Here is a 26,213-nt window from a genome sequence, read left to right as displayed (position 1 = left end):
GCCATGCCCAACCCAACCGCCGCGATGCTGGTGATCGGTGACGAGATCCTGTCGGGCCGCACGCGCGATGCCAACATGCATCATCTTGCGGGCCGTCTGACCGAGCATGGGATCGACCTGAAAGAGGTGCGCGTGGTGGCGGATGATCCGCGCGCCATCCAAGAGGCGGTCAAGGCGCTGGCGGAGGCGTATGATCAACTGTTCACCTCGGGCGGGATCGGGCCCACGCATGACGATATCACCGCCGAGAACGTGGCGGCGGCTTTTGGGTTGTCTATTGGCGTGCGCGACGATGCGCGGGCCATCCTGGAGGCGCATTACGAGAAGCAGGGGCTGGAGATCAACGAGGCGCGCCTGCGCATGGCGCGGGTGCCGGAGGGCGCGACGCTGATCGACAACCCGGTGAGCGGGGCGCCGGGGTTCACGTTGGAGAACGTGCATGTGATGGCCGGCGTGCCCAAGATATTCGAGGCGATGGTCGAAGGGCTGTTGCCGACGCTGACAGGCGGGCAGCCGGTGGTGTCGCAGACCTTGCGCGTGGAACGCGGCGAGGGCGACATCGCGGGGCCGCTGGGCGCATTGGCGGAGCGGTATGACGCGCTGTCCTTCGGGTCGTATCCGTTTATCGTGAACGGGCGCTTTGGGGTTAACGTGGTGATCCGGGGACAGGACGAGGCGGAGGTGACACGCGCCATGAAGGAACTGGAAGAGGCGTTTCCGGCATGAGCGGGCTGCCCGATGCCAAGACGCTTTATGCCGTGACGGAGGCCACGTGGCCCGCCGCCGAGATGTTTGACGCGGGGCCGTGGACCCTGCGCGACGGTAAGGGCGGCGGCAAGCGGGTGTCGGCGGCGACGCTGCGCGAGCCGGGCACGCCGGTCGGCCGCGACGCGCTGCCCGAGGCCGAGGCAAAGATGCGGAAAATGGGGCAGGATCTGCTCTTCATGATCCGGCATGGTGACGAGTCGCTCGATGCGATGCTGCGGGCCGCCGGGTATGACGTGATCGACCCGGTGAACATGTATGTATGTCCTGTCGATACGCTGACTGCCGAGGACCCGCCGCCGGTGACGACCTTTGACCTGTGGGAGCCGATGGCGATCCAGATGGATATCTGGAAGGAAGGCGGCATCGGGCCTGCGCGGATCGACGTGATGCGCCGGGTCGAGGGGCCCAAGACGTCGCTCTTCGGGCGGACCGCGAACCGGCCCGCGGCCACCGGGTTTGTCGCGATCTCGGACGGGGTGGCGATGATCCACGCGCTGGAGGTCCGGCAGGGCGAGCGGCGCGGCGGGCTGGGCCGGCACCTGACGCATCACGCGGCGCATTGGGCTGCCGGGCAGGGGGCGACGCATGTGAGCGTGCTGTGCACCATCGCGAACGACGCGGCCAACGCGCTCTACTCTTCCCTCGGCATGACGCTTGTGGGACAGTACCATTACCGTATCAAGAAGGACGGCACGACCACATGAGCCAGGATGATCTGCCCACCGCCCTGAACCTGCCGATGGCGGACCCGCTGCCCGAGGACACGCGGAAATATTTCGACGTGTGCCAGGACAAACTGGGCATGATCCCGAACGTGCTGAGGGCTTATGCGTTCGATATAGAAAAGCTCAATTCCTTCACGGCGATGTATAACGAGCTGATGCTGGGTGACAGTGGCCTGAGCAAGCTGGAGCGTGAGATGATCGCGGTGGTGGTCAGCTCGATCAATCGGTGCTGGTATTGCCAGGTGGCGCACGGGGCCGCGGTGCGGGCACTGTCGGGCGACCCGGCCCTGGGCGAGGCGATGGTGATGAACTGGCGGGCCGCCGATCTGGACGCGCGGCAGACGGCGATGCTGGAATTTGCCGAAAAGGTCACCAAGGCGAGCGCCGAGACGGTGGAGGCCGACCGGCAGGCGTTGCGTGATGCGGGCTTTTCCGAGCGCGATATCTGGGATATCGCCGCCGTCGTGGGCTTTTTCAGCATGTCGAACCGGATGGCCAGTGCGGTGGGCATGAAGCCCAACCCCGAATATCACGGCCAGGCCCGCTGATCGGTGGGGCGGCGGGCGACTTCGGTGGGGATTGCGCTGGGCCTTTGGTCCGCAGGTGGCGTCGGGGCGCTGGAACTGACCTTGCCACAGGGCGCCACGATGATCCGGGAGGTGCGCCGGGCTGCCGAAGCCTATCTTGTGCCGACGGATGTCTTTGCCGACGGGCAGATCCCGGCGATCGACGCCGAAGGGTTTTTCCTGCAGCAGGCGTGGCGGCTGGATGCGCCGGGGCTTACCAGCCTGCAATTGCAGCGGCCCCTGCGGCGGCAGATCATCGAGGCGGGATATTCCATCATGCTGGACTGCGCGGCGCGGGAATGCGGCGGTTTTGATTTCCGGTTCAACACGCCTGTTCTGCCGGCGCCGGACATGTTCGTGGACCTGCGAGATTACCGCTTCCTGTCGGCTCGCAAGGAGGGCGATGACGGGCTTTCGGATTACGTGACCGTGCTGGTCAGCCAAGTGTCGGGCAGCGGCTATATCCAGGTGATCCGGCTGGCGCAGTCCGAGGCCGCGACCGGGAGCCTGACCGCCGAGGACGGCGCGGCAGCGCAGGAGACGGTGACAACCGGTGCCATGCCGGACGTGGTCACAGGGCCGCTGGCAGAGCGGTTGTTGCAGAGCGGGCACGCGGTGCTGTCGGACCTGGATTTCGAGACCGGCACGGTGTCCTTGGGGCCCGGGCCGCACCCGTCGTTGGAGGCGCTGGCGGCGTTCCTGCGCGAGGACCCCGAGCGCCGCGTTGCCCTCGTCGGGCATACCGACACGGTGGGCACGCTGGAGAACAACACCGCGCTGTCGCGCCGCCGCGCGGCGGCGGTGCTGGAGCGGCTGGTGTCGGAGTATGATATCCCGCGCACCCAGCTGGAGGCGGAAGGGATGGGATATCTTGCGCCCGTCGCCTCCAACCTGACGGAAACGGGGCGCGAGGCCAACCGGCGGGTGGAGGCGGTGCTGCTCAATACCGAGTGAGGCGCGGAGCCGAGAGGGCGGGATTTGAGTATTTTTGGCAAGAAAAAGCCGGGGGCGGTTTTCGAGGCCGGGATGGAGAGCCCGGTGGGACCTTTACGGGTGACGAGCGACGGCGCGTCGATTGTCGGTTTGGGCTGGGGGCAGGCCGGGGCTGCGGAGGCGCGGCCCGAACTGGATGAGGCCTGCGCACAGCTGGCGGCATATTTCGAGCGGCGTTTGCAGGCGTTCGATTTGCCGCTGGCGCCCGAAGGGTCGGACTTTCAGCGCGAGGTTTGTGCGGCGATGCTGGCGATTCCGTGGGGCGAGACGCGGGAATATGGCGACATCGCGAGGGCGCTGGGCGTGCCCGCGCAGGCGGTGGGCGGGGCGTGCGGCGGCAATTCGATTCCGGTGATCATCCCGTGCCACAGGGTCTTGGGCGCCGCTGGCTTGGGCGGCTATTCCGGCGCGGGCGGGATCGAAACCAAGGTCTGGCTGCTGCGCCACGAAGGCGCGGCGGGGTTGCTTATCTAGGCGTTGCGCTCGGGGATCAGCTGTTGCGCAACGCCTGCGAGGGTGAGGTAGACGGACGTTACCACAAGGCCCCAATGCGCCCAGCTTTCGGGGTGGAAATCGACCCAGGCGGCCCATCCGGCGAAGAAGGTCCAGGCGATGATCATCGGCAGGGAAATCCAGCGCCAGCGCTTGGTGCGCACGGGGTGGATGAATTTCAGCGGCAGGAACATCGAGACCGCCAGCAGCGTCACGATGGTGAGCGAGACCCAGAAGTTGGGCTCGATCGCGAAGAGCACGATCGCCAGCATGTTCCAGCAGCCGGGGAAGCCCGAAAACGAGTTGTCCTTGGTCTTCATTCGCGAGTCGGCGAAATAGAGCGCCGAGGAGTATGTGATGATGATGATCGCGACCCAGCCGGTCCAGCCGGGCAGCAGGCCGAATTCAAAGAGCGCGAAGGCGGGGATGAACACGTAGGTCAGGTAGTCGATGATGAGGTCCAGGAGCACGCCGTCGAAGAGCGGGAAGTTGGTCTTTACATCGTATTTGCGCGCCAGCGGACCGTCGATGCCGTCCACCGCGAAGGCCACCACGAGCCAGAGGAACATCAGCGACCATTTCTCCTGGATGGCGGCCAGCATCGCCAGCATGGCAAAGACCGCACCTGTGGCGGTCAGCAGGTGCACGAGGAGGGCTTTCATACGCAGGGTCATGGCACCCGTGATGGGGGATCGGGCGGAGGGATGCAATTGCAAATCCATGCGTGCGACGTCTGGTGGGGGCTTTGTGGCTTTGGGCTGACAGGGTCAGGCCTTGTGGGGGGTGCGCGCCTTGGGGTGGGTCTGGTTGTAGACCTCCATCAGGCGGGCTGTGTCGACCGCGGTGTAGGCCTGGGTGGTCGACAGGGAGGCGTGGCCCAGTAGTTCCTGGATCGCGCGCAGGTCGCCGCCGGCGTTCAGCAGATGCGTGGCGAAGCTGTGGCGCATGGCGTGGGGCGTGGCCGTGGCGGGCAGGCCAAGCTGCATCCGGACGCTGGCCATGAGTTTCTGCACCGCGCGGGGCGAGAGCGCGCCGCCGCGCGCGCCGCGAAAGAGCGGCGTGTCGGGCTCGGTCGGGTATGGGCAGAGGTCGAGGTAGCGGGCGAGGGCCGCGCGGGCCGGGGCGATGACCGGTACGATGCGTTCCTTGCCGCCCTTGCCGATGATCCGCAGGCTGTCGCCCACGGGCAGGGCGTGGCCCGTGAGGCCAAGCGCCTCGGAGATACGCAGCCCGCAGCCGTAGAGGAGGGTAATCACGGCCTGGTCGCGAGCCGCGATCCAGGTGGTGGGGTGCTGGGCCTCGGTGGTCTCGATCACCTCGCGCGCGGCGTCCGGCGACAGGGGCCGAGGCAGCTTGCGCTGGAACTTGGGCGCGCGGGCGGCAAGGACTGCCGCCGGATCGACCCCATCGCGCTCGGCCAGCCAGCGAAAGAAGCTTTTGACCGCCGAGAGCTTGCGCGCAAGGCTGCGGGCGCCCACGTCGCGGCCCCGTGTGAAGGCCATCCAGGCGCGCATGTCGGAGACGGTGAGCTTGGCCAGCGCGCCGAGGCCTTGAGACTCGCCCTTATGCTGGGTGATGAAGGCCAGAAACCCGGACACGTCGCGCGCGTAAGCGTCCAGCGTGTGATCGGACGCACCGCGCAGGGACTTGTGGTGATCGAGCCAGGCCTGAAGCGCGTCGCGGGCCGCGGCCGAGATCATGACAGCCAGCGGCGCATGGCTCGTTCGAAGATGCCCGCGAAGAAGGACAGAAGGTCGGTGCCCTGTTGCGGGCTGAACTGGTGCGGATCCTCGGAGCCTAAGACCAGCAGGCCGGGCAGGCGGTTTTCGCCGAAATCGAGCAGCAGGCACGCCTCGGAGCGCATGAACTCGGCCTCGCGGCCATAGATGCGGGCGTCGCCCTCGTGGACCTGGCGCAGGGTGACCTGACGCACGGGGCCGGAGTGGCGGGCGCCGAGATATTGCTCGATGAAACCGGGTTCGGCCACGGACAGCACGTCGCCCAGGCGCTTCACGGCGGGGTCGTCGTCGTTCTGGACGGATTCCAGTACCAGCTTGACGCAATCGACGCGCAGGATGGTGGCGACGTCGCCGCCGAGATCCTTGAGAAAGTCCTCGAACTCGACAGGGTCGAGCATGCGCAGGATGGCGCGGTGCACCTGGTTGGTGCCGGCGAGGTTTTCGTAGGCGGCGGCGATGACTGAGCGGTGGGTATCCTCCAGCCGCTCCAGCCGCGCCTCGAGCCGGTCCATTGCGATGCCGCGCAGGTCGACGATATTGTTGCCCATCGCGCGTTCGTTCGCGGCGATGAGGGCGCGCATAAGGTCTTGATCCTCAAGGATAACATCGGGTTGCGCGATGATGTGGTCGCGCATCTGGTCGTTGATCTCGGGCTTGCTGCTCATTTTTGCCTCTGATTATTTTTAGCAAGCTTATCAGATGCGAGGGAGGCTTGCCGCAATAATTTTCTTTGAAACGGTCGGATTTTTGCAAATTGCGTGGCTGCTTTGTGTGGCGGGTTCGATCATCGCGGCTAAAGGGATCGAGCGGTTCAGGCCTTGGGTCACTGCGCCGATCGTCGGCTAATTTTCTTTGTCCGGACCCGATTCTCCCTTACCGTCACCACCATAATTTATTGCGATCAGAAATTTCCAAGGAGATGCCATGCGAGCGTTTCGATTTTTTCTTCCCGTTATGTTGTCGGCATTCTTAACCTGCGTAGCGCACGTGACCCCGGCTGCCGCGCAGTCCGGCAGCGAGGGTTTCGGGCGTCTGTCGGACTATTTGCCTGCATCGGGACAGGACGACATCTGGCGCTATTCCAACGATGGCGCCAGTTTCGAGATTACGAACACCGGCGATCCGAACGCGATCCAGTATTTCTATATCGGCCCGGAAGCCGGGACAGAAGGGCGGCGGCGGGTCAGTACGGTGCTTGAAATCCATCCTGACAGCACCGGGTCTGCCGGGCTGCTTTATGGGCTGAGTGATGCCCGCGATCTTTACCACATGGTGACGCTCGATGCGCAGGGCATGGTGCGTGTCTTTCGCCGTGATGGTGAGGGCTTCCGGCCCCTGGTGGAACAATCCAGCAGTGCGTTTCAGCAAGGCGGGGCCAACATGCTGAGCATCGAAGAAAATGGTGATGAGATTTCGTATTTGCTGAACGGCACGTCGCTGGGATCTGTCGGCGGTGATCTTTTCGGCTTCGGCGGTGTCGGTCTTGCCGCCGTGGGCGATGTGCAGGCCTATTTCACCTCATTCAGCGAAACGGCGGGCAGCGATCGGTCCGACGCGCCCGCGCCGCAGACCGAAGAGCACACGGCGCAGGTCGCGGAAGGCGCTGCGTCCGGGCCCGAAGAGACGCTGGAAGTGCGCCAGGTGCAGATCATGGATCAGGCCGGTCCGGCAGGGCAACCCGTGGTGGCCTATGAGACGCTGGTGCCTGCTGGATGGAAAACCCAAGGCGGCGTGAAGTGGAGCAACGCCGACGGGCAGGGCGGCTGTTTCACCGGTGCTCAGGTGATGTGGGGGACGGGCACGCAGGACGAAGGCTATGGCATCGCCTTCATGGACCCGATCAGCTGGGGCGTTTCGAGTACAGGTCCGGTGCGCTACATGTGCCTGGGACAGGACCTGACCGATGCCGAGATGGTGGCGCGCACCTATTTGCAGGCGATCTCGGGCGCGATGCGGGTCAATATCGAAGACGTGCAGCGCGCGCCGGAACTTGAGCCGATTGTCCAGCTTATCGGTCAGGGCTGGCGCGCCGGCTGGCCGTCCAGTACAAATGTCTGGGTGGACGGCGTGCTGGTGCGCGCCCGGGTAAGCACCCAGACGCGAGAGAATGACGCCTATTTCGTCGTCATCTCCAAACATGCTGAGGCCACCTATTCCGGTATTCAGATCCGCGACGGGCGGACGGCGTTGATCCTCGGGATCTTTACCCCGGTTGGCAAGCTGGACGAGGGGCATCCGGGCTTTGCGACGGTCCTCAACAATCTGAGGGCCAATCCGCAGTGGAAGCATCTGGAGCAGCAATGGTGGTCTGTAAAGCTGCAACAGCCAAGGCCTAGCGGCGGCGGCAGTGGCGGCGTGGTGAAGGACACGACGTCGATAGGGGACATGATGTTTGAAAGCTGGAAGAAGCGTGAGGGGATGAAGGACGCGGGCCATTACGCGTCCGTCAATGGTATCTGGGAGGTGCAGCCGTGGAAGACGCCGTCAGGCAGCACGGTGATGCTGAACCAAAACTACAACCACGCATGGCAGTTGCAGAACGGATCTATCGTGCTGACCAACAATGCCAATTTCAACCCGATGCAGGCCTTTAACCAGACCGGCCAGCAGATGCAGCAGAACTGACGCGGGGCCGCGACGTCAGAGGATCTTCTGCCCGGTCTTTTCCCAGTCCGCCAGGAACGCGTCCAGCCCTTTGTCGGTCAGCGGATGGGCGGCCATTTTCTTGATCACGTCCGGCGGCGCGGTCATCACGTCGGCGCCGATCAGCGCTGACTGCGTGGCATGGTTGACCGTGCGGATCGAGGCGGCGAGGATCTGGGTCTCATACCCGTAATTGTCATAGATCGTGCGGATGTCGCCAATGAGGTCCATCCCGTCGAGGTTGATGTCATCAAGACGCCCGATGAAGGGCGAGATGAACGTGGCCCCCGCCTTGGCCGCCAAGAGCGCCTGGTTGGCCGAGAAGCACAGCGTGACGTTGACCATGTTGCCCTCGCCCGCCAGTACCTTGCACGCCTTCAGCCCGTCCCATGTCAGCGGGACCTTCACGGCGATGTTGTCGGCGATCTTGGCAAGCTTGCGGCCTTCCTCGATCATCTGGTCGGCCTCGACGGCGACGACCTCTGCCGAGACCGGGCCTTCGACGATGTCGCAGATTTCCTTGGTCACTTCGAGGATGTCGCGGCCCGATTTGAGGATCAGCGAGGGGTTGGTGGTGACGCCGTCGACCATGCCAAGCTCGTTCAGTTCCTTGATGGCGTCGACGTCGGCGGTGTCTACGAAGAATTTCATCTCGAAAGGCCCTCTCTTGGCCGCGTTGGGGTTTCCTGTCGGATGCTTTACCTCATAAGGTATGCGCCCGAAACCCCTGTCCCGGGCCTGATCCGGGACCTCGTGACGAAGGTCGCCGTTTTTGACGTATTCCGGTGCAAGTTTTTTCGAGACCGGCCAGCTGGTGGGCGTTCTGACGACGCAGCCGTTGGGCCGTGTGCTGGATTACAAGGCACCGGAGGGGGGGTGCCATCTGGGGGCGTTCGTCGAGGTGCCGCTGGGGCCGCGCAAGGTGCTGGGCGTGGTCTGGGGGGCGGGCAAGGGAGACTATGATCTCAGCAAGGTGCGGTCTGTCATCCGGGTGCTGGACGCGGCGCCGATGCGCGAGGAGTTGCAGGCGTTTATCCAGAAGGCCGCCGATTACACGCTGACGCCGCTGCCCGCGATGCTGCGGCTGGCGACGCGCGCGCCGGGGTTGGGCGATCCGCCGTCGATGCAGAAGATCTATCGTCTGGGGCAGGGGCGGCCCGACCGCGAGACCGAGGCGCGGCGCAAGGTGATCGCCGTGCTGGAAGAGTATGGCGGGCTGGGGTTCACCCTAAAGGAAGTGAGTGACATGGCCGGGGTGACGTCCTCGGTGGTGAAGGGGTTGGTGAAACAGGGGGTTGTGCGCGAAGAGGACACGCCGCGGGATGCGCCGTTCCCACGGCTCGATCCGGCGCGGCCGGGCGCGGCGCTGACCGAGGATCAGGCGGTGGCGGCCGAGGCGCTGCGGGCCGGGCTGCGCGACGGGGAATTCGGCACGACGCTGCTGCGCGGCGTGACCGGGTCGGGCAAGACGGAAGTCTACCTGGAGGCCGTGGCGGAGTGCATCGCGCAAGGGCGGCAGGCGCTGGTGCTGTTGCCGGAGATCGCGCTGACCTCGGAATTCCTGACGCGGGTGCAGGCGCGGTTCGGAGTGAAGCCCGCCGAGTGGCACTCGGGAGTCACCATGACCGAGCGGCGGCGCATCTGGAAGATGGTGGGACAGGGCCAGTGCCAGCTGGTCGTGGGCGCGCGGTCGGCGCTGTTCCTGCCGTTTCAGGATCTGGGGCTGATCGTCGTCGATGAGGAGCATGACACCTCCTACAAGCAGGAGGATGGTGTGCTCTACAATGCCCGCGACATGGCGGTGCTGCGCGGGAGCCTGTGTGCGGCGCAGGTGGTGCTGGCCTCGGCCACGCCCAGCCTGGAGACATGGGCCAATGCGGAGGCCGGCAAGTACCGGCGGCTGGACCTGACGGCGCGGTTCGGGCCGGCGGTGATGCCGGAGCTGCGCGCGGTGGATATGCGCGACGAGCGGTTGCCTAGCAACGCGTGGGTTTCACCCACCCTACGGGCGGCGGTGGAAGCGCGGCTGGCGCGGGGCGAGCAGTCGCTCTTGTTTCTCAATCGGCGGGGCTATGCGCCGGTGACGATCTGCCGGGCCTGCGGGCATCAGGTGGGGTGCGATCATTGCGACGCGCGGATGGTGGAGCATCGGTTCCTGAAGCGGCTGATGTGCCATCAGTGCGGCGAGACCAAGCCGATGCCCGAAGCCTGCCCCGCTTGCGAGGTGGAGGGCAAGCTGGCCGCCGTGGGCCCCGGCGTGGAGCGGATGACGGAAGAGGCCGTGGCGCTGTTCCCCGAGGCGCGGGTGGCGACGCTGTCGTCGGACATGTTCGGCTCGGCCCGGGCGCTAAAGGCGCAGATCGAGGAGATTGCGGCGGGGGGCGCCGATATCATCGTCGGCACGCAGTTGGTGGCGAAGGGGCATAACTTCCCCAACCTCACATTGGTCGGCGTGATCGACGCCGATCTGGGGCTGCAGGGGTCCGATTTGCGGGCCGCCGAGCGGACGTTTCAGCTGATGCGTCAGGTGGCTGGGCGCGCAGGGCGGGCCGAGAAGGCCGGGGTGGCGCTGTTGCAGACGTTCCAGCCCGAGCATCCGGTGATCCGGGCGATCCTGACCGGTGACGAAGAGGGCTTCTGGCGCGCCGAGGCCGGGGAGCGGCAGCACGCGGGCGTGCCGCCATTCGGACGGATGGCGGGGATCATCCTGTCCTCGACCGATATGCAAGAGGCGTTCGATATCGGTAATGCGCTGGCGCGCAACGATGGCAAGATCCGGGCGGTGGGGGCGCAGGTGTTCGGGCCTGCGCCGGCGCCGATTGCGCGGGTGCGGGGGCGGCACCGGGTGCGGCTGTTGGTCAAGGCACCGAAGGGCGTGGCCTTGCAGGGGGCGCTGGCGCAATGGATCGCGCCGGTGAAGGGCTCGAACCAGTTCCGGCTGGCGGTGGATATCGACCCGCAGAGTTTCATGTGATCCGGGCGGGCGGTGGGGTGGAACCCCACCTTACGCTGTGCGCGACCGATAGGAAAAGGGCCGCCCCGGTGGGGACGGCCCTTGTCATTTGCCAGGCGCAATTCAGCCCGCGATCAGGCCCATCTGTTCGAGCTTCAGCACGACCTGGTGGGCGCAGTTGTCGACATCGACATTCTCGGTCTCGACGCGCAGTTCGGGGTTTTCCGGCACGTCGTAGGGGTCGGAGATGCCGGTGAACTCCTTGATCTTGCCTTCGCGGGCCAGCTTGTAGAGGCCCTTGCGGTCGCGGCGCTCGCATTCCTCGATCGAGGTGGCGACGTGGATCTCGACGAAGGCACCGAAGTTTTCGACGTCTTCGCGCACCGCGCGGCGTGTGGCGGCATAGGGCGCGATGGGCGCGCAGATGGCGATGCCGCCGTTCTTGGTGATCTCGGAGGCCACGTAGCCGATGCGGCGGATGTTGAGATCGCGGTGCTCTTTCGAGAAGCCGAGTTCCGAGCTGAGGTTCTTGCGGACGATATCGCCGTCCAGCAGCGTCACCGGGCGGCCGCCCATTTCCATCAGCTTGACCATCAACGCGTTCGCGATGGTGGACTTGCCGGAGCCCGAGAAGCCGGTGAAGAACACGGTGAAGCCCTGCTTGGCCCGCGGCGGGCGGGTGCGGCGCAGTTCCTTGACCACTTCGGGGAAGGAGAACCATTCGGGGATTTCCAGCCCTTCCTGCAGGCGGCGGCGCAGTTCGGTGCCCGAGATGTTGAGGATGGTGACGTTATCCTTGTCCTCGATCTCGTCCATCGGCTCGTACTGGGCGCGTTCCTGCACGTAGACCATGTGTTTGAAGTCGACCATCTCGATGCCGATCTCGTCCTGGTGTTCGCGGAAGAGGTCCTGCGCATCATAAGGCCCGTAGAAATCCTCGCCTGCCGAGTTCTTGCCGGGGCCGGCGTGGTCGCGGCCGACGATGAAATGGGTGCAGCCGTGGTTCTTGCGGATCAGGCCATGCCAGACGGCTTCGCGCGGGCCGGCCATGCGCATGGCGAGGTTCAGCAGGCTCATGGTGGTGGTCGATTGGGGGTACTTGTCCAGAACCGCCTCGTAGCAGCGGACGCGGGTGAAGTGATCGACGTCACCCGGCTTGGTCATGCCGACGATGGGGTGGATGAGCAGGTTGGCCTGTGCCTCCTTCGCGGCGCGGAAGGTCAATTCCTGGTGCGCGCGGTGCAGGGGGTTGCGGGTCTGGAAGGCGACGACCTTGCGCCAGCCCAGCTTGCGGAAGAAAGCGCGCAGCTCGTTGGGCGTGTCGCGGCGGGCGCGGAAATCGTAATGCACCGGCTGCTGGATGCCGGTGATGGGGCCGCCGAGATAGACGGGGCCGGCGGTGTTGTGCAGGTAGTTCACCGCAGGGTGCGCCGAATCGTCGGCGCCGAAGACCTTTTCGGCCTCGTGCGATTTGTTCGGGGTCCAGCGGTCGGTGATGGTCATGGTGGCGAGGATCACGCCTTCCTGGTCGCGCAGGGCGATGTCCTGGCCGGGCTCGATGCTGTCGGCGAAATCCTGGGAGACGTCGAGCGTGATGGGCATGGGCCAGAGCGTGCCGTCGGCCAGGCGCATGGTGTCGACGACCGAGTTGTAATCTTCCTCGGACAGAAAGCCCTTGAGCGGGTTGAAGCCGCCGTTCATCAGCAGTTCGAGGTCGCAGATCTGGCGCGGGGAGAGATCCCAGCTGACAAGATCGGCCGCTTCGACCTTCAGTTTCTGGGCGCTTTCGTAGGAAACGTAAAGCTCGGGGATGGGGGCGAGGTTGTTCTGCACTAGTCTGGTCCTGTGTTTGAGGGGGTCGAGCCCGCTTCGCGTGCCGGTCAGTTCGGCATGAAGCGCGTCGTATTCGGCGAATTTCCGGGCGAGGAAGTCGTCGGTGAGGCGCAGCATCTCTGCCGCGCCGCGGGAGGTGAGCGCATAAGCGAAACGCTGGCGCTTGTCGGGGCCGGACCGGTTGCCGACGCTGACGAACCCGGCCTCGGTCGCCTGCCGGAGCAGGGCGTTGAGCCGGCCAAGGGACACGTCGAGCGCCGCCGCGAGTGAGCGCTGCGAGGCCTCGGACGACCGGTCAAGCTGCCGCAGGAGGCGGAAGAGCAGGTCCCGGTCGGGAAGGCCTTGTTTTGCATCATGCGCGGTCATGCGGCGACTCAAAGTGTGTTCACGCATGAACACATGTCACAGTTTGCAGCCGCGGCAAAGGGGGAGATGCCTAAATTCTTCGAGGTTTGCCCGATGTTGCCGATGAGTCACGGCTACTCGGCGGCGGAGACCCTTGGGGATCCGGGCTGCGACAGCCGAACCTCGTCGTGCAGCCAGGTGCGGAAGGCGCGGATCATCGGGTCGTCGGTACGGGCCTCGGCGCAGGCGACGGAATAGATCACCTCGGGCATGGTGTCGGTGTCGAAGAGCCGCACGAGGCGTCCCGAGGACAGCGTGCCCTGCACCATCGCGTCGAAGGCCATGGCCACGCCGTGCCCCTGTTCGGCGGCGGTGGTGGCCAGTTCGCAATTTGGAAAGGTGGGGCCGGGCGGCAGGTCGGGCGCGCGGAGGCCTGTCGCGGCGAACCATTCGTCCCAGGAGTCGTCGGTTTCGTCGTACATCAGGCGCATTCGCAGCAGATCTTGCGGGGAGCGGATGTTTTCCTGTTCCTTGAGGTCCGGGCAGATCACAGGGTAGCGGCTTGAGGTCATCAGCGGTTCGGTATGCACGCCGGGATGGTGCGTGTCGCGCCACTGGATCACCACGTCGCTGTCATTGGACGAGAAATCGATGTCGGGTGCGCCGGTCGAGACGCGCAGGCGGATCCGGTCGCCGAAGGACAGCCCGCCCAGCCGTGGCACCAGCCAGCGGGCGGCGAAGCCGGGCGTGCAGAGTACACGCAGCGGTTTGTCCCCGGCCTCGCGGACCGAGCGGGTGCTGTCGTCGAGCAGGTCCAGAAGGCCGGTCAGCTTGCCCGCATAGGCCCGACCGGTCAGCGTCAGGTCCATCCGGTTGCCGCTGCGTTCGAACAGCGCGGTGTCGAGATACTCTTCCAACGCGCGGATCTGGTGGCTGACGGCAGAGGGCGACAGGCACAGCTCTTGGGCTGCGTGCTTGAAGCTTTTGTGGCGCGCGGCGGCCTCGAACGCCTTGACCGCGGCGAAGGGGGGCAGGTGCCGTCCCATGGCAGATGAATTTCCTTCATTGGCACATGAAAAATGGCCTTTTGCGCCGGGGCGCGACCGCAGCTTAGCATTTTAGGGACATCAATCCAAATCCCGAGAGGAGGTTGCCATGCGCATCCTGTCCCGAGCCGGCCTGTGGTCGGCGCGTAGCGGTCTTTTCTGTCTTGTTCTCAATGCCTTTTCTGGTGCTGCGATGGCGGCTGATCTGCTGGCATGGCGCGAGGCGAAAGCGATGCCGGAGCTGGTGGAGCACATGGAGGTCTGGCTGGATGAAAACACCGATTTGCCGAGACGCGCCGCGATGCCGGAGATCCGCCTGACGTCGCAGGCCAAGGTGGCGCGGCTGGCGCCGATGCGGGCGGCGTCGGAATCCTCGCACACGCGGGGGCTCTATGATCCCGACACCGAGACGATCTGGCTGGTGCGGCCTTGGACTGCGAAGAACCCGTATGACGTGAGCGTGCTGTTGCACGAGTTGATGCATCACCGGCAGGCGGCGCATGGGCATTGGTATTGCCCCGGCGCACAGGAATTGCCGGCCTACCGGGCGCAGCAGGCGTGGCTGAATGCGCTAGGGCTGGAGCCGGATGTGAACTGGGTGGCGGTGGTGTTGGAGGCGGGATGCACGCCGCGGGACATTCACCCGGATTGAGGGGACGGGCAGAGGTGGGTTTTCACCCACTCTGCGGCGTGGTGTCTTGCCTGGAGAGGTCCCGGACGAGGTCCGGGCGATGCCTTGTTTTCAACCGATCTCGCACGTGCGGGCCTTATTGGGGGCCAGCCCCCAAACGCAGGTTCAATTGGGGGCCAGCGCCCAAACCCCCGGGATATTTGTGGCCAGAGGAAGACCGGAGGCGGAAGGGCGATGCGGATCAGGCCTGCGGGACGTAGGCCTCGGGGGCGGGGGCGTCCTCGGGCATCTCGGCGATGAACTTCTCGGCGTCGAGCGCGGCCATGCAGCCCATGCCAGCCGAAGTGACCGCCTGGCGGTAGACGTGGTCCGTCAGGTCGCCGGCGGCGAAAAGGCCGGGGATCGAGGTGCGGGTGGAGCCGGCCTCGACCTTGACATACTCGCCGTGATGCATCTCGACCTTGCCCTTGACCAACTCGTTGGCCGGGGCGTGGCCGATGGCGATGAAGACGCCCTTGCAGGGGATTTCCTGCGTCTCGCCGGTCTTGGTGTGCTTGACGCGCACGCCGGTGACGCCCTTGGGATTGTCGTCGCCCAGCACCTCGTCGAGTTCGTGGAACCACAGGGGCTCGATCTTGGGGTGTTTGAGCAGGCGGTCCTGCAGGATCTTTTCGGCGCGCAGCTCGTCGCGGCGGTGGATGAGCGTGACCTTGGAGGCGAAGTTCGTCAGGAAGAGCGCCTCTTCGACAGCGGTGTTGCCGCCGCCCACGACGACGATCTCGTCACCGCGGTAGAAGAAGCCGTCGCAGGTGGCGCAGGCCGAGACGCCGAAGCCCTTGAACGCATCCTCGGACGGCAGGCCGAGCCACTTGGCGCGGGCGCCGGTGGCGAGAATGACGGCGTCGGCGGTATAGGTTGCGCCGGAATCGCCCTTGGCCACGAAGGGGCGGGCATCGACGTCGAGCGATGAGATGATGTCGCCGATGATCTCGCAGCCCATGGCCTTGGCATGCGCTTCCATGCGGACCATCAGGTCGGGGCCTTGCACCTCGGTGTCGCCGGGCCAGTTCTCGACCTCGGTGGTGGTGGTCAGCTGGCCACCGGGCTCGATGCCCTGCACGAGGATGGGTTCCAGCATGGCGCGGCTGGCATAGACGCCGGCGGTATAGCCCGCGGGCCCCGAGCCGATGATCAAAACCCTGGTGTGACGTGTCTCGGCCATGTCCGATCCCCCTTGATCCGTGTAGCGGGGCATGACACGCCCCGTCTGAGTCTGGCCAGATATAACGGGGCCGGGCGGGGGTGTGTAGCCCCGCAAGCCCGGTATGCGGGGATCGGGACGACATTTTCTTTCCCGAAAGGATATTGCGCTGAGGTGAAACAATATTGCGCGTGCCGGTAGTGGTGCTATAACAATTGCGAAACTCACGGGAGGATGAGATGCCTGCGACCCGCCTTGACGACATCGACCGCATGATCCTGGCCGAATTGCAGGCGGACGGGCGGATGACCAACGTCGAATTGGCCCGCCGCGTGGGGATTTCCGCGCCGCCCTGCCTGCGCCGGGTGCGCACGCTGGAGGAGCAAGGGTACATCAAGGGATACCACGCCGACGTGGACGCGCGCGAGTTGGGATTCGAGGTGCAGGTCTTTGCCAGTGTCGGGCTGGTGAGCCAGGCGGAGGCGGATCTGAGCGCGTTCGAGGCGCGGTGCCGGGAGTGGCCCCTGGTGCGCGAGTGTCACATGCTAAATGGCGAGGTGGACTTCATCCTGAAATGCGTGGCGCCGGACCTGAGCACCTTTCAGAGCTTCCTGACCGGCGAATTGACGGCGGCGGAGAACGTGGCGTCGGTGAAGACCTCGCTGGTCATTCGCTGTGCCAAGGACGAACCGGGCGTGCCCTTCGAGATCCTGGAGGAGCGGTTGAGCCGGTCGGCGTGAGCGCGCTCAGAAGCCGCAGTAATCCGAGCCGTAATAGCGATAGCGGAACGGGTTGCGGTCGAGCACCTCGATATCCTCGCGGTTCGACACGGCGATGACGGCGTTGTTGGCGCCCATGAGGCCGTAGCCGGCATCCTGATAGATTTTGAGCAGTTGCGCCTCGGTCAGGACGCAGGCGTTGACCTCGAAAATGTAGCGGACGAAATCGTCGGGATCGTTTTCGCGGGGCGGCGGGCGGTCGTTTGCAGCTGCGGTCCGGGCAAGGACGAGGATGGCAAGGCAGGTCAGGTGAAGATGGCGCATGTGGACCCCCGTTTTGGCTCAATGAGTGGAGTTTGCGCCGTTTGCCTTGTCGCGGCAAGCGGTCAGGCCCGCGTCTACTCGATCTTGAGCACGTGATACATGTCGCGGGTCAGCAGGAGCTGGCCGTCGATCACCTCCCACAGGTGCATGTAGCGGCCGACGATGCGCTGTTCGCCCACCATGACGACCGTTTCGCCGATCTCGACCGCGCTGGTGTCGAAGGCGCGGATGTCGAAGGTCTTGAATTGCAGGTCGCGCGCACCGGCGGCAAAGGCCTGGGCGTAGTGCTGTGCGATGGACTCGCGCCCCCGCACCGAGGCCTGGCCGGGCGGCAGGAGGACCGCGTCGGGGGCGTAGAAGCCGGCGAGGCTTTCGGCGTCCTGCGCGTTGTAGGTGACGACGAAGGCGTTCATGCGGGCGATGACGGGATTGTCCTGGGCCTGGGCCTGAACCTGGGCCGGGAAGGTCAGGATCAGGGCGGCGACCAGGGCGAGACAGGTGGCGAGGCTGAGCGCGAAAAGGCGGGGCATGGGCAAAGGCTTTCTTTTGGAAATGGACCGGGGAGTTAGGGCGTGCCGTCACGATAGCGGCGTTGCGCGGCCCGGCGCAACGGGTGCGCGTCCGACGCGGGGTCAGAGGTGTTTCGTCAGTCCGGCGATCCAGCCCGGGGCGTCGCGGGCATCGACCACGGCCTCGCGGATCAGCCAGTCCATGTGGCCTGAAAGCAGTTTCAGGCGCGAGGGTTCGCGGAAGGCGAGGTAGAAGCGGCCCACGTAGATCACGCCCATGAGCGGGCCGAAGAGGGTGACGGGCGCCGAAAAGAGGTTGTGCGCGTCGAAGAGGTTGAGGCGCAGCGAGGGAAAGAACGTTTCGGCCTGTTCAGCGAGATGCAGGATCTGTTGGCGACGCGCATCGCGGTCGAGCCCCTGCCAGTAACCGGTGCCGCGCGCGAAGGCTTCGAGCTCGTGGCGGGGCATGGCGATCTCGTATTCGGTGGCTTCGCTGCGCAGCCAGTCGATATTATCCTGCATGGCGCGCACGGCCTGGCCCGGTGTCTTGCCGAGGAAGGCGGCGTATTCCCAGCGCATGACCGCCTCGGTCTTGAGCATGTCGGGCAGGGTGGCGGGGACGTGGCGGATCTTGTAGCCGCTGGCCTCGCGGTGCCAGTCCAGGAGCTGGGCGTCGGCGGATGTGCGGTCGGCTTGCGTCATGCTGAGCGCGGCTTCGATCACGTCGCCGGGGCGTTCGGGACGATCGGTGAGGCCGAGGAGCCAGTCGGAACTGACCCCGAGCGCCTCGGCGCAGCCGGCGGCAAGGTGGGCGTTGGGCATGCGGGCGGCCTCGGTATCGAGCAGTTGCGACACGGTGGAGCGGCTGACGCCGGTCTGGCGCGCCAGCGCGCTGAGATTGGTGCCGGTCATCGTCATGGCGCCGGTGAGCCGGTCGCGAAAGATCGTGGCGCGGGCCTGTTTGTTCATATCGGTGCTGTTTGTCCAGCTTTATGGACATACGTCAGGTTTGTTAAGCAAAGACAGAATATACCACAGGGCGCTGCGATGCTAGCTGAGGCGCAGACGAAAAACGTGACGCGGCAAGGGAGCATAGGACATGGAAACGAAGAAGCGCACGCTGGCCAAGGCGACAACCTGGCAGGTGCTGGGCCTGATGGTGATGACGTTGATCGGGTTTTTCATGACCGGATCTGTGGCCGAGGGCGGCGCCTATGCGATGATCACGGCGACGATCGGTTTCGTCACTTTCTTTCTGCACGAGCGGGTCTGGGCCGGAATCGGCTGGGGCCGGTCCTGAGCGGGTCGGGTAAGACGGGCCAGCTTAAACGGGCCAAGTCAGACGGGCAGCCCCTGCAGCGGCAGGCGCGGGTGGCTGGTGCTGCCGAAATCCGACGGTTTTTTCACATGCGGAAAGAGCGACAGGAAAAGCGCCAGCATGTTGGGGCCCATGGCGCGCTCGAATCCGGGGCCGGGATGGAAGCTTTCGACCTCGATCCCCGAGGCGCGCAGGATGGCATGGCGGCGCAGGCAGAGGTGATAGACCGTCACGGGGCGCGGCGGCACCAGTTCGATCACGTTCATGCCGTCCACAAGGTCGCTGGCCGGGGTCAGCACGCGTTCGTGGCCGAAGCTGTCGCGCAGGCCGGGGGGACGGGCGAGGATGCGGGCGCCGGGGCCGGCGGTGAGGCCCGCCTCGGGCCGACCCAGGCCGAAAGTGTCGGGCATGATTCGGGTCAGGCGGCAGGCGGCCTGATCGACGCCGAGCGCGGCGGGAACAAGGGTCATCGACCCGATCCAGAGCACGCGGGAGGGACCGTGATCGGCGGTGGACACGCTCATTCCCGGTTCGAGATCCTGCACGGCGACCTGCCCGGAAGGCGTCTGCAGCAGCGTGCCATGGGAAAAGGCGGAGAACGCGCTGTCGAAGATCGGAGCGGCTGGCGCGATCTGTTCGGTCCAACAGGGCGTTCCGTCCGGGCGCAGGTAGGCCATCTGGAACTTGCGCATCGGGCGCGGCGATCGGGCGGCGGGAGGGACGTACGCCGTGCCGGTGCGACCGGGTGTGCCATCTGTGTTGCCCGCCACCGAGAGAGGGGTGGCAAAGGTCGGGGTGCCCATGGTGCGATCCTTTTTGGGGTCATCACAACCGCGTCGGCCCCCACCGACAACGACAGAGGGATGGTCCGTCATGTGCGTTATGGGCTCAATAAAGGCGGAAAGGGCGAATTGTAGTCAAATTTGGGGGAGTATTGTCCGACGGGACCGAACAATTTCCCGAAAAGCCGGGATATTGTCTGCGCAGGCGGGACCGACCCGCCACATTTCAAGTCAGGAGCTTGTTAGAATCAGCGATGGCCACCCCCAGCAAAGAGGCGGCCATCGACGGTGTCCGGGGATCGGGGAGTGGAGTGGATCAGGCGATCCGAAGTGCCGACGGCTTGGGGGCAACGCGGTTGGCGTAGCGCACCCGGCGCGAGAACGGCAGGTCCGGGGTGGCCTGCTGGCTTGTTTCGATCAGGGAGCTCATCCAACGCTTCTTCATGGTCTTTCCTCTCAACTCTTTTCTGCCTCGCCGCCTTTTGGGGCGTGTTGTTCTGATGCCCCTATATTCCCCCCGGTTTTGGGCCATGGTTGGGCGGCGCGAAAAAAATTTTGAAAATTTTTGGGGTGGCGCTGGCTGGAATGTGGTGGAACCGTCCCAGTCGTGGAAGTTCAGTAAAACAAGGTTAATCGCGCGGTCCGTATCACCAATCCGGGGTGTGGCGGGGTGATTGTTTCCTAAATTGAGGCAATCTTGTGGACGCACTTGCCCAGATCGCGACAGAATTGGGCCGGCTCGGGCATGACCCGAGCCTAAAGGCGGATGGCGGAGATCAGACGGCCATAGTCGGCCTCGCCCTTATGCGTGGCACGGCGAAAGGAAAAGAAGCGGTCGGCGTCGCTGTAGGTGCAGTGCCGTGTCCAGCTGGCGTCGCCCACGCCTGCGGCCCGCAGGCGGTGCAGGCCGAAGCCGGGCAGGTCGAACTGGTACTTGCCGGGCTTGCCGTTGGTGAAAAAGCGGGTGTTGTCGGGGTCGTCGTCGGCGAAGCGTTCGAAGAATTCGGTGCCCACCTCGTAGGCGGGCTGGCTGATCGAGGGGCCGATGACGGCGGTGGTTTCGGCGCGGTCGGCGCCGAGGGTTTCCATCGCGTCGAGGGTCGATTCGAGGATGCCGTCGAAGGCCCCGCGCCAGCCGGCATGGGCCGCGCCGATCACGCCGGCCTTGCGGTCGGCAAAGAGCACCGGCTGGCAATCGGCGGTGAGGATGGCGAGTGCGAGGCCCGGCGTGGCGGTGACGATGGCGTCGGCCTTGGGCCGTGTCCCGGACGGGCCGGTGGCGACATGGACATCTGTGGAATGGGTCTGGTGGACGGTGACGAGGTGATCCTCGGGTACGCCCATCGCGTAGGCGACGCGGGCCCGGTTGATCGTCACGATCTCGGACTGGTCGGACGAGCCCTGGCCGCAGTTCAGCCCGTGGAACACGCCGGAAGACGCCCCGCCCTTACGGGTGAAGAAGCCGTGGGTGACAGGTGCGAGGCTGTCGTCGGTGAGGATTTCCAGCGTCATGGGTCCAGTCCGGGTGGGGGTGCGGCACCCTCGGGATAGAGCGCCATCACCTTGAAGAGCGTCCCCATTTCATCCCGCCCGGTCAAGCGATGAAATGCAGCATGATGCGCGTCTAGCGTGTGACCGCTCATTTGCGCGGCAAGGGCCTCGGCCCGCTGGGTAATGCCGAGGCGCGACAGGAACAACGCCTGCGGCGCGAGGCGTGTGGTCTTGCAGGTGCCGCGGGCGGCGTCGGCCAGCGCCTCGAAATCGACATGGGCCGAGAGGTCGGCCATGCCCGGCGCGGCGAGGATGTCGGCGCGGTCGTGGCCTTGCACGGCTTGCATCGTGTCGCCGAGCGAGCGCCAGTCGCCGTAGTCGATGACGAGCGCCGCGCCGCCATGCGCCCCTATACGGCGGGCCAGCGCGTCGATGACGGAGGCGGCGGCGGGGCAGGTCTCGACGATGTCACCTTGGGACGTGTCTTCGAGCCTGTGGGCGAGGGCGGGCTCATGGCGTTTCGGGCTGAGGCCGAGGGAAAGGGTGCCCTCGGCCAGCCCGACGACACGCTCGCACCAGCCGTCGCCCTGCCGCTGGAACTGGCGGATGGGCAGCGCGTCGAAGAATTCGTTGGCGATCGAGAGCGTGGGCAGGGCGGGCAGGGTGTCGGCGCTGTCGTGCCAAGTGGGGGCATGGGCGGACAGGGTGTCGGCTTGGCGGGCGCGCAGGGCGGGGGACGTTTCCACCAGATGCACTTTCAGGGCGTCGTGAAAGCCGGGCACGCCGCGCGTTGCACGCAGGGCGTCGGCCATCAGGGTGCCACGGCCGGGGCCGAGTTCGACAAGGGCGACGGGGTTGGGGGCCCCCTGATCGAGCCAGGTTTGCGCGAGACAGAGGCCGGTGAGTTCGCCGAACATCTGGCTGATCTCGGGGGCTGTGATGAAGTCGCCCTTTTCACCGAACGGATCGCGGGTGGCGTAGTATCCATGCTCGGGGTGCATCAGGCAGGCGGCCATGAACGCGTCGAGGCGCATGGGGCCGCTTGCCGTGATTTCGGCTTGGAGGATGTCCGCCAGCGCGGTCATCCGGCGGCGGTGGATCGGGCGTGCTTGCGGTAGGCCAGCACCAGCGTGATGAGCCCCATCGCGATCATCGGGATGCAGAGGATCTGGCCCATGGTCAGGCCATACCCGTTCACGTGCCACGCCAGGCCCAGCGGATTGCCGGGGCTGATGAACTGCGCGTCGGGCTGGCGGACGAATTCGACGATGAAGCGCCCGATGCCGTAGCCGGCAAAGAAGATGCCGGTGGCCGCGCCGACGCGTTTCAAAAGTCCCTTGCGGAACACGAGGTAGAGGAGGATCGCGCCGAGGATCAGACCTTCGAGGGCGGCCTCGTAAAGCTGCGAGGGGTGACGGGCGCAGATGCCGACGGCCACACCGGCGCAGTCCTGCGCGGCCGCACCGGGGAAGATCACGCCCCAGGGCAGGTCTGTGGGACGGCCCCAAAGCTCGGCGTTGATGAAGTTCGCGATGCGGCCCAGGAGCAAGCCCACGGGCGTCACCGCACACAGGATATCGGCCACGGTCAGCCAGCGGATGCCCTGCAGCTTGGAATAGGTGATGCAGGCGATGATGACCCCCAGAAGCCCGCCGTGGAAGGACATGCCGCCCTGCCAGATCAGCAGGATCTCGGCCGGGTTCTGCAGGTAATACATCGGCTGGTAAAAGAGCACGAAGCCCAGCCGCCCGCCGAGGATGACGCCGAGGATGACCCATGTGGCCAGATCCTCGACCTGCTTCACGGTCATGGGGGCGATGTTGTCCTTCCACAGGTGGGGGCGGTTCACGGCCATTACGACCAGCCGCCAGCCGATCAGGATGCCCGCGATGTAGGACAGGGCGTACCAGCGCAGCGCAATCTCGAACCCGAAGACGGTGAACGAGAAAAGCTCGGACGAGATGTCGGGGAAGGGGATCGCTGCTTTCATGGGCGCCGTTCTGCTGTTGGGTCGCGGCGAAGTCAACCTTGCCCCGACGCGGTTTGGTGCCCATATAGAGGTCAAGTGTAACGGAAGGTAGAGCGATATGCAGACGCGCAACAAGGTTCTGGACGATATCAGCCAGCTGATGACGAACGCCATGGGCGTGGCGCAGGGCGCCCGGCAAGAAGCCGAGACGGCGATGTCTTCGATGGTGGACCGCTGGCTGGCCGACCGCGATTTCGTCACCCGCGAGGAATTCGACGCGGTGCGCGCCATGGCGCAGAAGGCCCGCGAGGAGAACGAGGCGCTGAAGGCGCGGCTGGACGCGCTGGAGAAAAGCGCGAAATAAGCCGCTTTGAGTGGCTGGAAGATGTGGCGCGGTTCGGCAACGAGCCGCGCTTTTTCGTGCGGATGGGAAAACTTGGCCGCGCGGTTGGGAAACCGGGTATAAAAGTCCGGAGCGAAGGCTGTGGGAGCTTGGGTCATGCGCAGTTTGGTGGTTTGGGCGGCGGGTGTCGCGATGGCAGTGCCAGCGCTGGCGCAGGAGGGCAGCGTCGACTGCCAGGCGGTGCTGAACGACGTGCTGGCGGACCGTCCCACGGAATACCAATCCTGCGTGGCAAAGATCGTGCCGGTCGAGCTGCGCCAGTGCGAGGCACCGCAGACGGCACGCGGACGGCCCAGCAGCCATATCCTTTTGGCCGTTGACGCCTCGGGGTCCATGGCGGGGCGCATCGGGGGCGAGACCAAGATGGCGGCGGCCAAGCGCGAGGCGCTGGGCTTTCTGTCCGACATGCCCGAGGAGGTTTCGGTCGGTCTGGTGGTCTATGGCCACAAGGGGAACAACGAGGAGTCCGGCAAGGCGGAGTCTTGCGCGGCATCGGAGTTGGTGCACGGGTTCGATGCGCCGCGAGCGGCGCTAGAGGCGAGCATCGGGGCGTTGGAGCCGGTGGGCTGGACGCCCCTGGACGGTGTGCTGGCTTACTCGGCGGAGGTGGTCGCGGGGCTGGAGCCGCCCAAGGAGAGTGATCTGGCGCCTGTGGTTTACCTGATCTCCGACGGGGAAGAGACCTGTGACGGGGATCCGGCGGCGCAGGCGGCGGCGCTTTATGAGGCGGGCGTGCGCACGACGGTCAACACGATCGGGTTCGATGTGGATGCCGAGACGGCGGCGCAGCTGGAGGCCATCGCCGAGGCGGCGGGCGGAACCTATTACCCGGCGGACGACGTGGCCGCGTTGCGCCGGCAGCTTGATGCGATCAAGGCGGCGGAGGCGTCGCTGGCGCGGTACCGCAATTGCGTGAATGCCAATCTGGGCCGGATCGCGGTGCCCTATCACAACGCGCGGGTCGCGCTGGCGGGATGCTACGCGCGGAACGATCCGATGAAGAGAAAGTCGGCCCTGATCAACCGGGCGCGCAAGGCTGAGCGTGATGCCACGCCCGAGGCGGCCTGCGCGGAGATCCTGACGGCGCATGCGCTTGAGATCGAGATCGACGGCGGCTTCCTGATCGGGCGGTTCAAGGCCTTGGGCGAAGAGGCGGATGCCAAGATGGACGCCTATCGCGAAGAGATGCGGCTGGACGCGGAGTAGGGGCAGAGGTGGGTTATCCCCCACCCAACGCGGTTCCGGAACACTTGATTGCTGGTAAGTTTCCGCCCCTCCGACGGTAGGGTTTCGGCAGGATGATGCTGACGTGGCATGGTCCGGCGTCTTCGGGAAAACGATATGGAACACGTGGCGCGGTGGTTGCATTTCCCCGGTACATTCACGCGGGCCAAACGCCCGCAAGATGGAAGAAGGAGAAGTCCTTATGAAGACGACGTTCACATCCGCACTGGCAATCGCTGCCTTGGCAACCGCACCTGTCATGACCTTCGCCGCGAGCGACGAGGCCAGCAAGGTCGAGACCGAAAACGAAGCAAGCGTGACGGAGCAAGCCGGTGACACCGTCTATGCGATCGGTGAGAGCGCGACCGACACGGCACAGGCCGGGGTCGATGCCGTGGGTGGCGTGGCCGAAGACGCTTATGACGCCGCAAGTGACGTTTCGGCGGAACTTGACGCCGCGCTGACCGGCGACGCGGAGGTTTACACCACCGACGGTGAGCTGATCGGCACGTATAACGACGCAGACTCGCAAGGTAACATCGCGGTCGTCGATCTGGACGGCGAGATGGAAGGCGCAGATGACCGGGCCGTCGAACGGGCTGGCATTCCGCTGAACGCCATGATGGTCGGTGACAACGGCGTGACCGTCAACATGACCAAAGCCGAGTTCGAGACCGCGCTGAAGGCGCAGGCGAGCACGACGTCGGGCGGCTAAGACCACCGATACAGTAAAGAATTCACGGAAATGGCTGCCTTCGGGCAGCCATTTTCATTTCGGATCGCGTGGTTTGAATCGACTGGCCGCTTTGGGCCAAGCCTTGATGAAATTTTCATGTCATCCACAACTTATTGCGGTTATCCCCAAGAAATAGCTTTACAGGCCGCAAATCCGCCCTCACCATATCTTGTAGGAAAAGCGGGAATGAACCCCTTTCCTAGAGCAGGCAGCTAGCGTTTGGGGCGCTGCCAGCCCCCGCTACAACACACGAGGTGGCGCCATGGCACTTTCCGAGCAGTACTTTTCAGAAGACCTTCATCCCATCGACATCGTCGAACACCTGGCCGAGCATCACGACTGGGATTTCGACCGGATCGGCGACGACCAGATCGCGATGGCGGTGGAAGGACAGTGGCGGACCTATTCGATCACGCTGGCCTGGTCGGCCTATGACGAGACGCTGCGCATGGTCTGTACTTTCGAGATGGAGCCGCCCGAGGACAAGCTGCCGGCGCTGTACCACGTGCTGAACGACGTGAATGACCAGTGCTGGGCCGGTGCCTTTACCTTCTGGGCCGAGCAGCAGTTGATGGTCTATCGCTACGGGTTGGTGATGACGGGCGCGCAGGCGATCAGCCCCGAGCAGGTCGACACGCTGATCGGCGCGGCGGTGATGAGCGCCGAGCGGTTCTATCCGGCGCTGCAACTGGTGGTGTGGGGCGACCGGGAGCCGAAAGAGGCGCTGCAGATTGCCATCGGCGAGGCGTATGGCCGGGCCTGACGGCGCACAATTTTAAGGCGAACGGGGCGTGCCGGGTGGC

Annotated in this window: 28 protein-coding genes; 14 read left to right on the top strand and 14 right to left on the bottom strand. The window is 65.3% G+C overall.

Annotation, left to right across the window (positions count from 1 at the left end; translation table 11 throughout):
• Window positions 1-3: 3 nt before the first annotated feature.
• The 5 genes from FIU86_RS15685 (at window position 4) to FIU86_RS15665 (ending at window position 3,526) form a co-directional block, all read left to right on the top strand.
• Window positions 4-726, top strand: coding sequence for a molybdopterin-binding protein (locus tag FIU86_RS15685; protein WP_152475940.1), 723 nt, complete (start codon window positions 4-6; stop codon window positions 724-726).
• Window positions 723-1,472: a GNAT family N-acetyltransferase gene (locus FIU86_RS15680; RefSeq protein ID WP_152475939.1), complete on the top strand. Its 750-nt coding sequence runs from the start codon at window positions 723-725 to the stop codon at window positions 1,470-1,472. Before FIU86_RS15685 ends, FIU86_RS15680 begins: the two co-directional genes overlap by 4 nt.
• Window positions 1,469-2,041 (top strand): peroxidase-related enzyme, encoded by a 573-nt coding sequence (locus FIU86_RS15675; RefSeq protein ID WP_152475938.1) that lies wholly within the window; start codon window positions 1,469-1,471, stop codon window positions 2,039-2,041. Before FIU86_RS15680 ends, FIU86_RS15675 begins: the two co-directional genes overlap by 4 nt.
• A 24-nt stretch (window positions 2,042-2,065) precedes the next feature.
• On the top strand, window positions 2,066-3,013 hold the full coding sequence (locus tag FIU86_RS15670; RefSeq protein WP_254703858.1) for an OmpA family protein: 948 nt from the start codon (window positions 2,066-2,068) through the stop codon (window positions 3,011-3,013).
• 72 nt (window positions 3,014-3,085) lie between these two features.
• Complete coding sequence (locus FIU86_RS15665) at window positions 3,086-3,526, top strand: methylated-DNA--[protein]-cysteine S-methyltransferase (RefSeq protein WP_152477184.1); 441 nt, start codon at window positions 3,086-3,088, stop codon at window positions 3,524-3,526.
• Here FIU86_RS15665 and FIU86_RS15660 read toward each other — a convergent pair.
• The 3 genes from FIU86_RS15660 to FIU86_RS15650 form a co-directional block, all read right to left on the bottom strand.
• Window positions 3,523-4,218 (bottom strand): phosphatidylcholine/phosphatidylserine synthase, encoded by a 696-nt coding sequence (locus FIU86_RS15660; protein ID WP_152475937.1) that lies wholly within the window; start codon window positions 4,216-4,218, stop codon window positions 3,523-3,525. The two genes, FIU86_RS15665 and FIU86_RS15660, sit on opposite strands and share 4 nt — an antisense overlap.
• A gap of 93 nt (window positions 4,219-4,311) precedes the next feature.
• Window positions 4,312-5,244, bottom strand: a complete 933-nt coding sequence (locus FIU86_RS15655) for a tyrosine recombinase XerC (RefSeq protein ID WP_152475936.1) — start codon at window positions 5,242-5,244, stop codon at window positions 4,312-4,314.
• Window positions 5,241-5,948: a DUF484 family protein gene (locus FIU86_RS15650; protein WP_152475935.1), complete on the bottom strand. Its 708-nt coding sequence runs from the start codon at window positions 5,946-5,948 to the stop codon at window positions 5,241-5,243. Before FIU86_RS15650 ends, FIU86_RS15655 begins: the two co-directional genes overlap by 4 nt.
• Window positions 5,949-6,270: 322 nt before the next feature.
• Between FIU86_RS15650 and FIU86_RS15645 the strand changes: the two genes are divergently transcribed.
• Window positions 6,271-7,908 carry a hypothetical protein gene (locus FIU86_RS15645; protein ID WP_152475934.1) on the top strand — a complete coding sequence of 546 codons (1,638 nt, stop codon included), beginning with the start codon at window positions 6,271-6,273 and terminating at the stop codon, window positions 7,906-7,908.
• Window positions 7,909-7,923: 15 nt separating this feature from the next.
• On the opposite strand, the gene fsa is transcribed toward FIU86_RS15645, so the two are convergent.
• Window positions 7,924-8,577, bottom strand: a complete 654-nt coding sequence (gene fsa, locus FIU86_RS15640; protein WP_152475933.1) for a fructose-6-phosphate aldolase — start codon at window positions 8,575-8,577, stop codon at window positions 7,924-7,926.
• 121 nt (window positions 8,578-8,698) lie between these two features.
• Between fsa and FIU86_RS15635 the strand changes: the two genes are divergently transcribed.
• Entirely contained in the window at window positions 8,699-10,900 is a 2,202-nt protein-coding gene (locus tag FIU86_RS15635; protein ID WP_152475932.1) for a primosomal protein N', read from the top strand.
• Window positions 10,901-11,002: 102 nt separating this feature from the next.
• Here the strand turns inward: FIU86_RS15635 and FIU86_RS15630 are convergent, their stop codons facing one another.
• A complete protein-coding gene (locus tag FIU86_RS15630; protein ID WP_152475931.1) occupies window positions 11,003-13,078 on the bottom strand; it encodes a bifunctional sulfate adenylyltransferase/adenylylsulfate kinase in 2,076 nt (691 codons plus the stop codon).
• Between the two features lie 113 nt (window positions 13,079-13,191).
• The gene (locus FIU86_RS15625) at window positions 13,192-14,103 is read right to left on the bottom strand and encodes a LysR substrate-binding domain-containing protein (RefSeq protein ID WP_152475930.1); all 912 of its coding nucleotides are present in this window, start codon (window positions 14,101-14,103) and stop codon (window positions 13,192-13,194) included.
• 109 nt (window positions 14,104-14,212) lie between these two features.
• On the opposite strand from FIU86_RS15625, the gene FIU86_RS15620 reads away from it, so the two are divergent.
• A complete protein-coding gene (locus FIU86_RS15620) occupies window positions 14,213-14,755 on the top strand; it encodes a DUF6647 family protein (protein ID WP_152475929.1) in 543 nt (180 codons plus the stop codon).
• A gap of 220 nt (window positions 14,756-14,975) precedes the next feature.
• Here the strand turns inward: FIU86_RS15620 and trxB are convergent, their stop codons facing one another.
• Entirely contained in the window at window positions 14,976-15,956 is a 981-nt protein-coding gene (gene trxB, locus FIU86_RS15615; protein WP_152477183.1) for a thioredoxin-disulfide reductase, read from the bottom strand.
• A 218-nt stretch (window positions 15,957-16,174) separates the two neighbouring features.
• Here trxB and FIU86_RS15610 point away from each other — a divergent pair, with 218 nt between their 5' ends.
• On the top strand, window positions 16,175-16,675 hold the full coding sequence (locus FIU86_RS15610) for an Lrp/AsnC family transcriptional regulator (RefSeq protein ID WP_152475928.1): 501 nt from the start codon (window positions 16,175-16,177) through the stop codon (window positions 16,673-16,675).
• Between the two features lie 6 nt (window positions 16,676-16,681).
• On the opposite strand, the gene FIU86_RS15605 is transcribed toward FIU86_RS15610, so the two are convergent.
• From FIU86_RS15605 to FIU86_RS15595, 3 genes are all read right to left on the bottom strand, one after another.
• Window positions 16,682-16,978 carry a hypothetical protein gene (locus FIU86_RS15605; protein WP_152475927.1) on the bottom strand — a complete coding sequence of 99 codons (297 nt, stop codon included), beginning with the start codon at window positions 16,976-16,978 and terminating at the stop codon, window positions 16,682-16,684.
• 74 nt (window positions 16,979-17,052) lie between these two features.
• Window positions 17,053-17,508 (bottom strand): SgcJ/EcaC family oxidoreductase, encoded by a 456-nt coding sequence (locus FIU86_RS15600; protein WP_152475926.1) that lies wholly within the window; start codon window positions 17,506-17,508, stop codon window positions 17,053-17,055.
• A 102-nt stretch (window positions 17,509-17,610) separates the two neighbouring features.
• Entirely contained in the window at window positions 17,611-18,456 is an 846-nt protein-coding gene (locus tag FIU86_RS15595; protein WP_152475925.1) for a helix-turn-helix domain-containing protein, read from the bottom strand.
• A 130-nt stretch (window positions 18,457-18,586) separates the two neighbouring features.
• Between FIU86_RS15595 and FIU86_RS15590 the strand changes: the two genes are divergently transcribed.
• Complete coding sequence (locus tag FIU86_RS15590) at window positions 18,587-18,787, top strand: DUF2061 domain-containing protein (RefSeq protein WP_152475924.1); 201 nt, start codon at window positions 18,587-18,589, stop codon at window positions 18,785-18,787.
• Window positions 18,788-18,825: 38 nt separating this feature from the next.
• On the opposite strand, the gene FIU86_RS15585 is transcribed toward FIU86_RS15590, so the two are convergent.
• From FIU86_RS15585 to lgt, 4 genes are all read right to left on the bottom strand, one after another.
• On the bottom strand, window positions 18,826-19,608 hold the full coding sequence (locus FIU86_RS15585) for a Hint domain-containing protein (RefSeq protein WP_152475923.1): 783 nt from the start codon (window positions 19,606-19,608) through the stop codon (window positions 18,826-18,828).
• Window positions 19,609-20,343: 735 nt separating this feature from the next.
• Window positions 20,344-21,099 (bottom strand): peptidoglycan editing factor PgeF, encoded by a 756-nt coding sequence (pgeF, locus tag FIU86_RS15580; protein WP_152475922.1) that lies wholly within the window; start codon window positions 21,097-21,099, stop codon window positions 20,344-20,346.
• Window positions 21,096-22,163 carry a class I SAM-dependent methyltransferase gene (locus tag FIU86_RS15575; protein ID WP_152475921.1) on the bottom strand — a complete coding sequence of 356 codons (1,068 nt, stop codon included), beginning with the start codon at window positions 22,161-22,163 and terminating at the stop codon, window positions 21,096-21,098. Before FIU86_RS15575 ends, pgeF begins: the two co-directional genes overlap by 4 nt.
• Window positions 22,160-23,068 (bottom strand): prolipoprotein diacylglyceryl transferase, encoded by a 909-nt coding sequence (lgt, locus tag FIU86_RS15570; RefSeq protein ID WP_152475920.1) that lies wholly within the window; start codon window positions 23,066-23,068, stop codon window positions 22,160-22,162. The genes FIU86_RS15575 and lgt overlap by 4 nt, the downstream gene beginning before the upstream one ends.
• 97 nt (window positions 23,069-23,165) lie before the next feature.
• Between lgt and FIU86_RS15565 the strand changes: the two genes are divergently transcribed.
• The 4 genes from FIU86_RS15565 to FIU86_RS15550 all read left to right on the top strand — a co-directional run bounded on the left by FIU86_RS15565 (window position 23,166) and on the right by FIU86_RS15550 (window position 26,173).
• Window positions 23,166-23,411 (top strand): accessory factor UbiK family protein, encoded by a 246-nt coding sequence (locus tag FIU86_RS15565; protein ID WP_152475919.1) that lies wholly within the window; start codon window positions 23,166-23,168, stop codon window positions 23,409-23,411.
• 135 nt (window positions 23,412-23,546) lie between these two features.
• Window positions 23,547-24,656: a VWA domain-containing protein gene (locus tag FIU86_RS15560; RefSeq protein ID WP_152475918.1), complete on the top strand. Its 1,110-nt coding sequence runs from the start codon at window positions 23,547-23,549 to the stop codon at window positions 24,654-24,656.
• A 220-nt stretch (window positions 24,657-24,876) separates the two neighbouring features.
• A complete protein-coding gene (locus FIU86_RS15555; protein WP_152475917.1) occupies window positions 24,877-25,389 on the top strand; it encodes a hypothetical protein in 513 nt (170 codons plus the stop codon).
• 283 nt (window positions 25,390-25,672) lie between these two features.
• Window positions 25,673-26,173: a YbjN domain-containing protein gene (locus FIU86_RS15550; protein WP_152475916.1), complete on the top strand. Its 501-nt coding sequence runs from the start codon at window positions 25,673-25,675 to the stop codon at window positions 26,171-26,173.
• Window positions 26,174-26,213 lie beyond the last annotated feature (40 nt).

Source organism: Roseovarius sp. THAF9 (assembly GCF_009363715.1).
Taxonomy (GTDB): Bacteria; Pseudomonadota; Alphaproteobacteria; order Rhodobacterales; family Rhodobacteraceae; genus Roseovarius.
This window is presented reverse-complemented; position numbering and strand designations above follow the sequence as displayed.